At 48.1% G+C, this 13,753-nt stretch carries 11 protein-coding genes; 1 reads left to right on the forward strand and 10 read right to left on the reverse strand.

Going from position 1 to position 13,753, the window contains the following annotated elements:
* Nucleotides 1-59: 59 nt before the first annotated feature.
* The 8 genes from BLT02_RS10820 to rsmG form a co-directional block, all read right to left on the reverse strand.
* Nucleotides 60-2,519, reverse strand: a complete 2,460-nt coding sequence (locus BLT02_RS10820) for a ferrous iron transporter B (RefSeq protein ID WP_092995067.1) — start codon at nt 2,517-2,519, stop codon at nt 60-62.
* A 46-nt stretch (nt 2,520-2,565) separates the two neighbouring features.
* Complete coding sequence (locus tag BLT02_RS10825; protein ID WP_092995070.1) at nt 2,566-2,790, reverse strand: FeoA family protein; 225 nt, start codon at nt 2,788-2,790, stop codon at nt 2,566-2,568.
* A 224-nt stretch (nt 2,791-3,014) separates the two neighbouring features.
* Nucleotides 3,015-3,227 (reverse strand): FeoA family protein, encoded by a 213-nt coding sequence (locus tag BLT02_RS10830; RefSeq protein WP_092995073.1) that lies wholly within the window; start codon nt 3,225-3,227, stop codon nt 3,015-3,017.
* Nucleotides 3,228-3,656: 429 nt separating this feature from the next.
* On the reverse strand, nt 3,657-4,529 hold the full coding sequence (locus tag BLT02_RS10835) for a DUF3881 family protein (protein ID WP_278277408.1): 873 nt from the start codon (nt 4,527-4,529) through the stop codon (nt 3,657-3,659).
* A 263-nt stretch (nt 4,530-4,792) separates the two neighbouring features.
* Complete coding sequence (serS, locus tag BLT02_RS10840) at nt 4,793-6,079, reverse strand: serine--tRNA ligase (protein WP_092995079.1); 1,287 nt, start codon at nt 6,077-6,079, stop codon at nt 4,793-4,795.
* Between the two features lie 535 nt (nt 6,080-6,614).
* A complete protein-coding gene (locus BLT02_RS10845; RefSeq protein ID WP_242869780.1) occupies nt 6,615-7,946 on the reverse strand; it encodes a ParB/RepB/Spo0J family partition protein in 1,332 nt (443 codons plus the stop codon).
* Nucleotides 7,947-7,991: 45 nt separating this feature from the next.
* Nucleotides 7,992-8,750 carry a ParA family protein gene (locus tag BLT02_RS10850; RefSeq protein WP_092995082.1) on the reverse strand — a complete coding sequence of 253 codons (759 nt, stop codon included), beginning with the start codon at nt 8,748-8,750 and terminating at the stop codon, nt 7,992-7,994.
* A 110-nt stretch (nt 8,751-8,860) separates the two neighbouring features.
* Nucleotides 8,861-9,643 carry a 16S rRNA (guanine(527)-N(7))-methyltransferase RsmG gene (rsmG, locus tag BLT02_RS10855; protein WP_092995085.1) on the reverse strand — a complete coding sequence of 261 codons (783 nt, stop codon included), beginning with the start codon at nt 9,641-9,643 and terminating at the stop codon, nt 8,861-8,863.
* Nucleotides 9,644-10,735: 1,092 nt separating this feature from the next.
* On the opposite strand from rsmG, the gene BLT02_RS10860 reads away from it, so the two are divergent.
* A complete protein-coding gene (locus tag BLT02_RS10860) occupies nt 10,736-11,755 on the forward strand; it encodes an MBL fold metallo-hydrolase (RefSeq protein ID WP_092995088.1) in 1,020 nt (339 codons plus the stop codon).
* Between the two features lie 410 nt (nt 11,756-12,165).
* Here BLT02_RS10860 and BLT02_RS10865 read toward each other — a convergent pair whose 3' ends face one another.
* Together BLT02_RS10865 and BLT02_RS10870 are read right to left on the reverse strand one after the other, a co-directional pair.
* Entirely contained in the window at nt 12,166-12,933 is a 768-nt protein-coding gene (locus BLT02_RS10865) for an ATP-binding protein (RefSeq protein ID WP_092995091.1), read from the reverse strand.
* Nucleotides 12,930-13,679, reverse strand: coding sequence for a Mu transposase domain-containing protein (locus BLT02_RS10870; RefSeq protein WP_175453787.1), 750 nt, complete (start codon nt 13,677-13,679; stop codon nt 12,930-12,932). Before BLT02_RS10870 ends, BLT02_RS10865 begins: the two co-directional genes overlap by 4 nt.
* Nucleotides 13,680-13,753: the final 74 nt, after the last annotated feature.

Below are 13,753 nucleotides of genomic sequence, written 5' to 3' on the forward strand. Positions count from 1 at the left end.
CTTACAGACTGTAACTTACAGGCTGTACTATGTCCATCGGAAGTCAGTTTCAGTTGCCTTTAACTGACTTTGACAGCTGTTGTCAGTTTGACAGCTTCCGTGTACTTCTTGAAGAAGAGCATGTAGACAATGCCAGCCAGGCAGATGACAGCCGCAATGAGGCCGACCGGGTTGACGTGTCCGGTGGCCAGTCCGCCAAACTGGTTGATCATGAGGGAGATCACATAGGCAAATCCGCACTGATAGCCGATGGCGAACCAGGTCCATTTCATGTTGTTCATCTCACGCCTGATCGCGCCGATCGCGGCAAAGCAGGGGGCGCAGAGCAGGTTGAACACCAGGAAGGAATAGGCGGTAACAGGAGTAAAGGCACCTGCCAGTGTCTGGTAGACTGTCCCTTCTCCGCTCCTGTACAGGACGCCCATGGTACCTACGATGTTCTCTTTTGCCACGAGACCGGTGATAGAAGCGACGGCCGCCTGCCAGTTTCCCCAGCCCAGGGGGGCAAAGATCCAGGAGATGGCGCTGCCGACACCGGCGAGGATCGACATATTCAGCTGATCCTCTTCCAGCATCCCGAAGGCTCCGTCCACAAAACCGAAGTTGCTCAGGAACCATATGACAATAGTGGAAAGAAGGATAATAGATCCCGCTTTCTTGATAAAGGACCAGCCGCGCTCCCACATGGAACGGAGCACGTTGACGGGCGTAGGCATATGGTAAGCCGGGAGCTCCATGACAAAGGGAGCGGGGTCGCCCGCGAACATGGCTGTCTTTTTGAGCATGATACCGGAGATGATGATAGCAGCCATGCCGATGAAATAAGCGGAGGTCGCCACCCAGGCGGATCCGTTGAAGATCGCGCCGGCGATCATCGCGATGAAGGGCACCTTGGCGCCGCAGGGGATGAAGGTGGTGGTCATGATCGTCATCCGGCGGTCACGCTCGTTTTCAATGGTTCTCGATGCCATGACACCGGGGATACCGCAGCCGGTTCCGACGAGCATGGGAATGAAGGATTTACCGGAAAGGCCGAATTTCCTGAAAATACGGTCAAGGACGAAGGCGATACGGGCCATATAGCCGCAGGCCTCCAGGAAGGCCAGCATCAGGAACAGGACCAGCATCTGGGGCACGAAACCGAGGACAGCGCCGACGCCGGCGACGATACCGTCAAGGATCAGGGATTTCAGGACACCGGCAACACCCAGCTTGTCGAGGATTCCTTCGATCACGACAGGAACACCGGGAACCCAGGTGCCATAGGCAGCGGGATCGGGAGCCTCGCCCTCGTACTTCTCATAAACTTCCATGGCACCGCTCAGTTCCTCTGCCGTGTAGGTCACATCCTCCGTGGCGAGCGTCTCTTCATCTTCAAGAGTGTACTGTGCCTGAGCGCCTGCCGGTACAGCGGCAGCTGCTGCGCGGACACCGTCCATATCAACGCTGCCGTCTTCATTTGTATAATCTCCGACGCCCACGAAAGCATCCACAACATTAAAGGCGTCTCCGAATTCCTCCGCGTCTGCCTCGTAGGCCTTCGTTCCGTTTCCAAACAGGTGCCATCCGTCTCCGAAAAGACCATCATTGGCCCAGTCCGTGGCAGAAGCGCCGACACCGACCATAGCGATCCAGTAGACAAAGAACATGACTGCCGCAAAGATCGGCAGGCCGAGCCAGCGGTTGGTCACGATCTGGTCGATCTTGTCAGAAGTCGTGAGCTGACCGACTCTGTTCTTTTTATAGCATCCATTGATCAGTTCCGCAATATAAACGTAGCGCTCATTAGTGATGATACTCTCGGCGTCATCATCCAGTTCTGTCTCGGCAGCCACGATATCCTGTTCCACATGGGCAAGGGTATCCGCATCGATCTTAAGGTATTCCATGACCTTCTCATCTCTCTCGAAGATCTTGATGGCATACCAGCGCTGCTGCTCCTCCGGCATATTGTGGACGACCGCTTCCTCAATGTGAGCGATTGCGTGTTCCACAGGTCCGGAAAAAGTATGCTGAGGGATAGTTTTATCCTTTTCGGCCGCTTCGATAGCCGCCTCTGCGGCATCCATGACACCGATTCCCTTCAGAGCGGAAATCTCCACGACTCTGCATCCCAGCTCCCTGGACAACTCCCGGAAATTGATCTCATCCCCGTTTTTCTTTACAAGGTCGCACATATTGACCGCCACGACGACCGGGATTCCGAGTTCCACAAGCTGTGTCGTCAGATACAGATTTCTCTCCAGGTTCGTTCCGTCAATAATGTTGAGAATGGCATCGGGCCTCTCCTCGATGAGATAGTTTCTGGCAACTACCTCCTCCAGAGTATAGGGAGACAGAGAATAGATACCCGGAAGATCCGTGACGACCACGCCGTCATGCTTCTTTAATTTACCCTCTTTTTTCTCAACAGTGACGCCTGGCCAGTTTCCCACAAACTGGTTGGAACCTGTAAGCGCATTGAACAAAGTTGTCTTGCCGCTGTTCGGATTTCCGGCAAGAGCGATTCTCACTCCCATTTTTCTCCTCCCTTTCTTAATTATGCCTACGCAGTCTTATTCTTGATCAGTCCTCAACTTCAATCATTGAGGCATCTTCCTTGCGTAAGGAAAGCTCATAATTGCGCACAGTGATCTCGATCGGATCTCCCAGGGGGGCTACCTTGCGGACATAAACATCAACCCCTTTTGTGATGCCCATATCCATGATCCTGCGTTTGACAGCGCCCTCTCCATGGAGCTTTTTTACCTTTGCGGTGTCTCCGATCTTTACATCTCTTAATGTTTTCATTTTCCTCCTCCTGTTATATCAGTCTGCACCGACGGGAGATCATCAGAAATGATCTGAGTCCGTGCCTGTAGCCGCACAAATGACTATCAAATGACTATTTTGAAATGATCCTTCCTGTATCCCAGGGTCTGGCTGATGAGCCGGATCATGAACTGGATCATAAGCTGGATCATAAACTGGATCATGAACTGGATCATGAACTGGATTACGGATTATACGATGATTTAAACCATAATCTTTCTCGCCAGCCCGTCATCGATCGCGATCCGTGACTCCTTCACTTTTACGATCACATTTCCTTTTAAAACAGACAGCACTGTCACAGTGCCTCCCACAACAAAACCCAGGTTTTCAAGATGCTGACGCACTTCTGCATTTCCGCCTACTCTTTTAATTACCTGTTCCTTTCCGGGTTCTGCCAAACTCAGCGGTATCATATTCTGTCTCCTCCGGGATGAAAGCTCTTACAGAAAATCTGCAAACGCAGCAGGTTCTGTTAGAATAATCTAATCTAGTTAGTAGCTGTTAATCACAGGGATTGTAGCATAGCGAGTTAGTTTAGTCAACCTTAATTTGCTATGACTAATTTATCTTCCAGTAGAAGGTTTTTAAATGTTTATTCTTCGGTTCGCAAGACTCGCGGGCAAGTCTTGAAAATAGTAGTTGTTTTTAAATGATTTCATATTTGAATTGTTTATAGATTTTAAAATGGTTTTTAAAATAGAAAAGAACACCGGGGATTCCGGTGTTCCTTGTCAGTCGCAGTCACTTATCAAAATTCATTACTGCTGATCTATTATTTTGTTTTTTATCGCTGTTCTTCATCACTCATGATCAACAGGCGAGTACTGAATTTATATTTGGATTTAAAAATCATTCGGAAACTGGATCGTTCCCTGCAGCCAGATCACTCCCTTAAAGCGTCTGCCGGGTTCGGGATGTCCGAGCAGATCTTTGTCGTTGATCGCAACAGAGAATTCAATTCCACTGCAGCGGATCGTCAGAATGTGGATCCTGTCCAGTGTATAGGGATTCCTGACCTGTCTGCAGGCAAGGATCTCCCCAAGAATGTAATAGACGTCACATTCTGCGCCTGTAGGCATGAAAAAGGAATCCACGAGGGTCAGGATATCACTTTCCTGGACCTTGTCGATCAGGTCCGAGTATGTATCCATATCCTCCATCGTGATGGTCTGCATCGCCTGTTCATCTCCGTCCCGGGCTGCCTCCAACAGCTTCCTGCGGCGGTCGGCACGTCTGTTGATAAGCTTTACGTCCTGAGGGGTTTTTTCCAGTGGAAGGACGACTGTCCCCTCCACGGAAAGTCCGGACAGGCAGACGCCGGTACCCGGGTACGGCAGTTCCTCGAATCTGCTGAAAAGCAGGTAATCGACAGGGTTCAGCAGCCGAAAGATCAGGGTCGTCCCGATCCTCATGTCGTCACAGATTCCGGCAAAGGAGCGGTTATCGATCCGGTCTTCAACGAAGACCTCCTCCATGGTCGTGACCATATCCGGCAGCAGATAAGGCTCTATTTCCCCTGAGAGAAAATCATTGTCATCCTCGAAAGTGCCTGTCATGGTCAGTCCGCAGCCACCGGCAAGTTCCAGGCGGTATTCCGTCAGCAACAGGCTTCCGGCCTCAGGACCGGGAGCCTCCCTTCGGTAGGATGATTTTTTCTTGATATCATCGATCAGGTTCAGCCGATCCAGTGAATTCATTGAATCAGAGAATCCCACTGCTCTCAAATATTTATGCAAAGAATATCTCCTGTGTATTATCGTGCCCAATACTGGTTTCAGCTGCTAATAACAGTTCATGAAACTATGAATCTCAGTTTCTTGTTATCTTATTGACTGTCCTTTTATTGACTGTCCTCTGATTAACTATCCTCTGATTGACGGACAAAGTTTCTTTTTTCATTTGGTGACATTATTTAATGACACCATTTGGTGATTTCATTTGCTGACAGACAGTCCGGCACACAGGCAAATAGCATAGGTCAGTTTACAGGGACAAGCTCGGTCATGCCGCCCATGTAAGGACGAAGGACCTCGGGAATGGCAACAGAACCGTCTGCACGCAGATTGTTTTCAAGGAAGGCGATCAGCATCCTGGGCGGTGCCACAACTGTGTTGTTCAGTGTGTGCGCCAGATACTTTTTGCCGTTCGCGCCATTCACGCGAATCTGCAGACGACGGGCCTGGGCATCTCCCAGGTTGGAGCAGCTTCCCACCTCAAAATACTTCTTCTGACGGGGAGACCATGCTTCAACATCGCAGGACTTGACCTTGAGGTCGGCCAGATCGCCGGAGCAGCACTCAAGCGTACGGACGGGGATATCCATGCTGCGGAAAAGCTCTACTGTATAGGACCACATCTTATTGTACCAGTCCATGGACTCCTCAGGCTTGCAGACGACGATCATTTCCTGTTTTTCAAACTGGTGGATCCTGTAAACACCGCGCTCCTCTATGCCGTGGGCTCCCTTCTCCTTGCGGAAGCAGGGGGAGTAGCTGGTCAGGGTCTGAGGAAGCTTTTCCTCGGGAATGATCTGATCGATAAATTTGCCAATCATGGAATGCTCGGAAGTACCGATGAGATAGAGGTCCTCACCCTCGATCTTGTACATCATGGCATCCATCTCCGCAAAGCTCATGACGCCGGTGACGACTCTGCTGCGGATCATGAAGGGAGGAACACAGTAAGTGAATCCTTTTCCGATCATGAAATCTCTCGCGTAGGAAATAACTGCGGAATGAAGTCTGGCAATATCTCCCATCAGATAATAGAATCCGTTTCCGGCAACATCGCCCGCGGCATCAAGATCAATGCCATTAAAGCGCTTCATGATATCGGTATGATAAGGGATCTCAAAATCAGGAACGACCGGCTCGCCGAATTTTTCAATCTCAACATTACAGCTGTCATCGGGGCCAAGCGGGACAGAGGGATCAATGATCTGGGGAATGAGCATCATATCCTTCCGGACAATCTCATCAGCCTCTCTCTTGATCGCATCCAGTTCGTCGAGACGGGAATTGTCAGCAACCTTCTCCTTGATCGCCTGCGCCTCTTCCTTCTTTCCCTGTTTCATCAGAGCGCCGATCTGTTTGGAAATCTTTTTCTTATCCGCACGGATAGCATCCGCTTCCTGCTGGGCGGCGCGGCTCTTCGCATCGTATTCGATCACTTCGTCCACAAGCGGAAGCTTTGCATCCTGAAATTTCTTTTTGATGTTCTCTCTAACTGCGTCCGGGTTTTCTCTCAGAAATTTAATATCAATCATTTTTACTCTCCCTTTTTGTAAACTTCCGGTCCCTTTTCTGTCTGGATATTTTTGTTCCCTTTTTGCTCCCTATCTGGAACTAGTGGAAATGGTGGTCCCGGATGATTGTGAACTGCTGCAGTGGATCATGCGCGGATATCATGCGGATAACATAAGTAAATATTCATACACTGATACCCATGTGTAAATACTCGTATGTAGATATCATGAGCAGATATTCATAGGCGGATACTCATGTGTAAATACTCGTGTATAGATATCATGAGCAGATATTCATGCGCAGATACTGTACAGTTATGAATTGTCATTATAACACGGTTTTGTCTTTCGCGACACTGTTTATTATATGGTTTGCAGAACTCAATTTAAATCACTTAATTTAAATCACTTAAACTCAAAAGTTGAAATTTAAAGCACAAATTAAAAGGCTCCGATATAAGTCATTTAACATTGATGTTTATCAGGCTGTAAATAATGCCGGACTCCATACACGAAAGCGACAGGCTCCCGGTTTCGCCAGTTCACCTCTTCCTGATCACCCTAAAAGATCAACGATCCTTTCCAGATCTTCATGACTGTAAAAATCAATTTCCATTTTTCCTTTTCCGTCACGGCCATAGCGGATAGAGACCTTTGTTCCGAGGGATTGTTTCATTCGTTCTTCGATTTCTCTGTAGGACAATTCCAGGGCAGGATCTGTTTCTGCTCCCGGATTCTTTTTCTTTAAGGCAGCTCCGGAAGCCTTCCTTTTTTTAATGAGCTTCTCAACATCACGCACACTCAGGTGTCTGTCGGCGATCTGCTGAGCGATCAGGAACTGTTCCTCCGGGATCTCAACGGGGATCAGCGCCCGGGCATGTCCCATAGAGATTTCCTTCTGGATTATCATATCCTGTACGCGCTCATCCAGTTTTAAAAGGCGGACGGAATTGGTAATGGCAGTTCTGGATTTTGAAACTCTGGCTGCCAGATCCTCCTGCCGCAGACCAAATTCATCGAGCAGGCTTTTAAAAGCCTTCGCTTCTTCAATAGGGTTGAGATCCTCCCGCTGGATGTTTTCGATCAGAGAAAGCTCCAGAGTTTCCTGGTCGGAATATTCACGGATGATAGCAGGGATCTCTTTTAACCCGGCTTTTCGGCAGGCTCTCCAGCGGCGTTCCCCGGCAATGATTTCATAGCGCCCGTCCTTTTTCTGCACAAGGATCGGCTGAAGGACCCCGAACTGACGGATAGAATCCGCCAGCTCATCCAGTGCATCCTCTTCAAAAATCCTGCGGGGCTGGCTCCGGTTCGGGTCTACCTGCGACAAGCGCAGCATCTGCACGCCTGTATTTACAGGTCCCGGAGATGCTCCCCAGCCGGCTCCGGACTCATTTGCTGTTCCCGATGATCCTCCCCAGTCGGTTCCAGATACATTTACTGCTGCTGGCGACCCTTCCCAGTCGGTTCCGGATACATTTACTGTTGCTGGCGACCCTCCGGCATCAGTTCCAGACATCTCTTTTTCGTCCGGCTGTCCGGGTGAAAAGATCCCGTCCGGCTGTCCGGACGATGCTTCCTTATCAGGCTGACCCGCGTCAGAATTCTCATTATAAATATTTCTTGTCTGCTCCGGGCCGCCGCTGGGAAATTCCTGTCCGGACGTGTTTTCTCTGTCAAAAGCCGGATCGGAAGTTTCAGAGTACTTTTTTTCAGAAGATCTGTCGGACAGGTTTTCCCCTGAAGCCTTATTTATTTCGACACCGGCATTCTCTTTGTTATCATCATTATTGCTATTATTTTTTTCCCGGGAGGATCTGTTTATTCCTGCCATGGGGATCAGCGCATCCAGTCCCCTGCCAAGTCCCCCGTGTCTTTTTTTTGCCATGTATACCCCTCTTTATATACCTCTTTATATTTCACTTTATGTTTCTTATTCTCCGAGCATTTCCTTCGCGAGTTTCTTATATGCCTCTGCACCGGCGGATTTAGGCTCATAAATCGTGATCGGTTCCCCGTAGCTGGGAGCTTCCGCCAGGCGGATATTGCGGGGGATCAGGGTATTGTAAATACGCTGTTCCACATTATTGCGGACATTTTCTACGACCTGGGCTGACAGGTTGGTCCTCGCGTCATACATCGTAAAAACGATTCCTTCAATATCAAGTTTTGGATTCAGTCTCTCTCTTACCAGATTGATCGTATGGATCAGCTGGCTGAGACCTTCAAGGGCATAGTACTCACACTGGATCGGTACAAGCACTGTGTCCGAAGCTGTCATCGCATTTACCGTGAGTACGCTCAGGGAGGGAGGACAATCCAGGAAAATAAAATCATAATCATCCCGGATAAAATCCAGAGCATCCCGAAGGATGTATTCCTTGCGGGCAATGCCGATCAATTCTATTTCCGCCGCTGCCAGATTTACATTGGATGGAATCAGGTCCAGGTTCGGTACCACATCTTTTATGATCGTCTCATTGACAGAGCAGTCGTCGAGAAGAAGCTCATAAATCGTATTCTCCTGCTCGTTCTTATCAACACCAAAACCGCTGGTCGTATTTCCCTGGGGATCCACGTCAATGACCAGTATTTTTTTCTGAAGTTCCGCAAGGGATGCCGCAAGGCTGATTGCTGTTGTCGTTTTGCCGACGCCGCCTTTCTGATTTGCGACCGCAATGATTTTTCCCATATCTATATCTGTTCCTTTCGTTGAATCTATATATCGACAGTATTCTGACTGTCATTGATCATACCCTGGACAGGTGTAAGTGAAGATAATGTTTCACGTGAAACATTGTTTCACGTTCCCAGGGGGTCCTTTGCCGGAGTCCCCGCTTTGCGAGGATATTTTCCAGATGTATGTTTTTCTTTGATCACCTGTACGAGTGTCCTGTTGTAATCTGTGCCAGGAAGCTGGAAGGAAATGACCTGGTCGACTCTGCCGCCCAGAATCTTCACTGCCTTTTTGCCCTCATCCATTTCTTCTTTAATTTTTTCCGCCTTATAGGCTATAAAATATCCTCCCTTTTTCACAAAGGGCATACAGTACTCGGCAAGGACATTTAGTTTTGCCACTGCACGGGAAACAGCAATATCGTATTTTTCCCGTTCTGTTTCTATCTTTGCATAATCCTCAGCCCGGGCATGGAAGATATGGACATTTTCAAGTCCGAGAAGCTGTACTGTTTCCTCAAGAAATTTAACCCTTTTCTGAAGGGAGTCCACCAGCGTGACCTGCGTTTGCGGAAAAGCAATAGCTAAAGGAAGTCCAGGAAAACCGGCTCCTGTCCCGATATCAATCACGGACAGGTTCACGAAATCCCGGGGCGGAATCAATCCGACAATAGAAAGACTGTCCAGAAAGTGTTTGCTGTATACTTCCTTCTCTTCAGTGATTGTCGTCAGGTTCATGACTTCATTCACTTTGACAAGATTCTCATAATATCTTCTAAATTTTTCAAGCTGGGAAGAGGACAGCGTCATTCCAAACATGGAAAGCTGCTGGATGAAATTCTCCTCTGCCAGCTGCAGCTGATGGTCTTCACGATTACCTGTTTGATTCTGTTCATAGTTATTGGACATATTCTTCCTTCTTTCCCCTGTTCCACAGCTGTATATTCTTTGCTGCGCAATACCCGTGATTTTAGCCGTGGGATACGCGTGCAAAAAAAAGAAAATCGCTTCATCGTGGGTATAATCCGGCGATGAAGAATAAACGGTCCGATACACCGAAGGTGTGTTGGATGTACCACGCATGAGGTATGGAAAATGCTGCCAGTCTTTGTCCGGCAAAACCGGCAGCCCGCGCGCGGGGCGCAAGACTCGCGATCGAATTTTTCATAATGTTCTTGTTACTGTTTACGCCCTCTCGAGGGGGGTGACGTATCTTACGAAAAACCCATTCCAACAATGCGAAGCTTTATTATCGCCGCGTGATGGAATTTTCGCCGTTCCACTCAGGTTTTTGCGTTGGAAACCACGCAAAAACGCCTGTTATCTCAAATTTCTTACCGGTCTGAAAAGTAACATGTTCTTCTATACTCTGCAATTATACTCTGCAATACATATATAATCTGACGTATACAATTTGTCTGCGTAGATCTATCATGTGATCTGTCATGTAATCTGTCTAAGCAAATTTTATAACTACATCTGTTTATTATTTCTTTCCTGATCGAATGTACAGCCTTTTCGTTATATATTCTCTTTTCTAAACATTCATTCTTTTGGCCATGGGCGAGTGCCCGCAAACATGTATGAATATACTACGTGCTGCTCCGCGCCACAGGCGCTCTCGCATCGCTCCAAACACTCGGATTCCGCTCATTTTGCATGCTGGAGGAATGCAAAATGGCTCCTTCCTCGTGTTTGCGGACGCAACAGACCGCAGGCGGTCTGCGTCAAGGCCTCATGAGCTGTTCTGCAGCAAACTGCTGCGCAATTTGCTCACGACGCTCCCTCGGCTTTTCCTCGCAGTTTATTCACTCTTTTGTTTTCTTCTCAACATGGTATCATAAATAAAAAAAAGCGTAAATCATGTTTCACGTGAAACATTACTTCCTTCCTCATGTTTGAACGCTCGTCACGGGTTCATAAGCATTCGTGCTATCACGATGCTCCCCTGACTTTTCTCGCTGTTTTTATCATAGTTTATCATTTATAAAGGTATTATTGATGGTAGAAGAAGTTTATAGAAATATTTACAGAATCGGGGTCGTGCTCCCGGGAAATCCCCTGAGAAAATTAAACAGTTATTTTATAAGAGGAGAGCAGTCTGATCTGCTGATCGACACAGGGTTTAGAAGACCTGCCTGTCAGGAGGCTCTTGAAGCCGGCCTGCAGGAACTAGGCTCGGATCCAGCACGGAGAGATGTCCTCATTACTCATCTGCATTCTGATCACAGCGGAATGGCAGATCTATTTGCCGGTCCTGACCGCAGGATCTATATGAGCGATGTGGATATGGGGATTCTGAAAAGGTTCCAATTGCAAAAAGATCCTCAGGTCCTTCACCAGCGATTTATCGACGAAGGGTTCCCTCTTGATCTCCTTAAAGAAATACATCGCACTAATCCTGCAATAACGGAAAAAATGCCGGAAGCCGATCCCCGTCTTTATGCGATCAATGACGGCGACAAAATCCAGGCAGGAAGCTATACCCTCGAAACCCTTCTTGTCCCCGGCCATACTCCGGGCAATACCATGTTCTATATTCGTAAAGAACAGATCATGTTTACCGGCGACCATATTCTTTTTGATATCACACCTAATATTACGCATTGGAGAGGACTGTCAGATTCTCTGGGAGATTATCTTGACCAGCTCCGCAGAGTCCGTGACCTTCCGGTGAAGCTCGCGCTTCCGGGACACCGCAAACCCGGTAACTACAGGGAACGGATCGACTCGCTTCTGGAACATCACAAGAAAAGGCTCTCCAATGCCCTGACGATCGTTCAGGATAATCCCGGTATGACCGCCTACGAAATAGCCGGGATTATGAGATGGAAGATCCGTGCTGCTGACTGGTCCTCTTTTCCCGTTATACAGAAATGGTTTGCTGTCGGAGAATGCCTGTCTCATCTGGATTATTTAAAGGAAAGAGGGTATGTAAAGTATGAAATTGTAGATGGTGTAAAAAAGTACTACAGTACAAAAATGTATCCCATAGCTGACATTTCAGGTATTTTGCGATGAGAAAAAAAACAACAGACAGCAAAAAAACAGCAGAAAAGAAATGGCAGGAAAAAAAGTATATGAAGGCGATGGAAATTCCAGTAAAAGAGGGCAGGAGTTCCGCACCAACGGTGCGCTAAGTCCGGTTTTATCGGTGCGAAGCACCGCCCTCTATCGCTAAATCAATGATTGTTTGTCGTCAGGTTTATAAGGCTTGCTTAACGAAGATCATAGAGATACAAAAAGCGCGATCAGGGTGGGGCGCGGGGGTGCGCCTAAGCGCAGGGCCGCATGTTGATATTTATCAACATAAAACCTTGCAACAGAACAAATGACGCATTATATCTCTTCCAGTGATCTTGATGCTTCTTCCTGATCCACAAAGCTGTTTCTGCCTTCCACGAACAGTACTGAGCGCTCCCAGTCTGCTGCTATTCTGACTCGCGCATACTGATTCCGTTCATCTCCAGACGATAGCTGTTGTGCCTGTCGGTAATCCTGGAAAGGCAGGCATCAGCATAGGTATGTTCTTTGAAGAGGTCATACCAGGACTTGACCGGAAGCTGGGAAATAATGATCGTGGATTTTCGGCCATCTCTGCCGTCTACTACTTCAAACAGATCCCGGCACTTGTCCAGATCAAGATCCATGAGGCCAAAATCATCAATGGCCAGAAGGTCAATTTTTGAGAGCCCGGTCACATACTCGAGGTACTCCGATTTCAGGCGGGCCTGTTCAAGTTCAAGCATCAGGATGCTGGCCCTGATGTAGCGGACAGTTTTCAACTGCCGGATAGCAGACAGGCACAATGCATTGCTCAGATATGTCTTCCCGCTGCTGGACATGCCGGTGATAAGAAGATTTTTTCCTTCATCGATCCAGTGACATGTGGACAATCTTTCGATAGTTGCAGTATCCAGTTTTCTGGCTGGGTCATAAATAGTCTTGTCCAGGTCGGCATCCTGATATCGGAGATTTGCCTCCTTCAGGAGCTTTGAGAACTTCTTGTTGTAGCGTATTTCCCACTCATGGTTGACAATCTCTGTGAATCGCTCCAAAAATGGCACCAAGTCTGCATTGGGGTCCTGCATCTGGTCTGCGAATTTCTCCGCCATGCCTGACATCTTAAAGGAACAAAGTCTTTCAAACATGATGGCTTCTTCTGCATTTAGGGAAGGGATCTTTTTGCATTTGCTCATTGATAGCAGTCCCTCCCTCTTATATTTTCGTGTTCAGGCAGTTTCCCAGACGCACCGGATCCTTTCGATCCGTAATTGACCAGCGTGCTGAGCGCCTTCTTGAAATACGTGTATTTACAGGCGGATGCATTGATGCACGTCTGTGCTGCTTCTGCTGCGATATGGCGCGGTACATCCTGGCATAAATGCAGGATCCCTTTGCAGCTGTTATAAGCCTGTTCTTCGTGCCTGGCGCTGCGCAGCACCCGGTCAACCAGGGTTACCATCGGCTCTCCGTATACTGAGGCCCAGCGCCGGTAATACGCACCGTCATGGGCGTTGAGCTCTTTATAGTAACGGTGTTCCGGAGGCATATGCGTATCGTCAGTTATATAGCGTGGAAACGCTTTGTAGGAACGGGCATGGGTGCAGATAAGCCTGTTGTTTTCGTCACAGATGCGTATCTCTCCCATAGTAGCCTTAAGCATTGCAGGCTTCCCATGGCGCGTGTACAATACAGAGTAATAGTGGCCATCATACTCAAGGTGATAATTATCCGGTACGCGCAGGAAGAACTTATAGTCACAGACCGTGAACCTGCCCTGTGGAAGAGGGCTCATCCGCGGTTTATCATAGGTTTCAAAAGCATACGTTCTGGATCTGCGAATGTCTTTCCTGTCCTGGAAATCACGCTGGTTGATGTCTGCTATTATTTTTTTCGTCTCCTGATTGATGCTGTCCAGGCTCGTATAAGTTCCCTCTTTCAAGCGCTCGATCAGGTGCGTTTCAAGGTACTTGACGTGGTTTTCTATCGCTGCTTTTTCCCTGTTATCAGAAATTA

It is taken from the genome of Sarcina sp. DSM 11001 (assembly GCF_900101015.1).
GTDB lineage: Bacteria > Bacillota > Clostridia > Lachnospirales > Lachnospiraceae > CAG-791.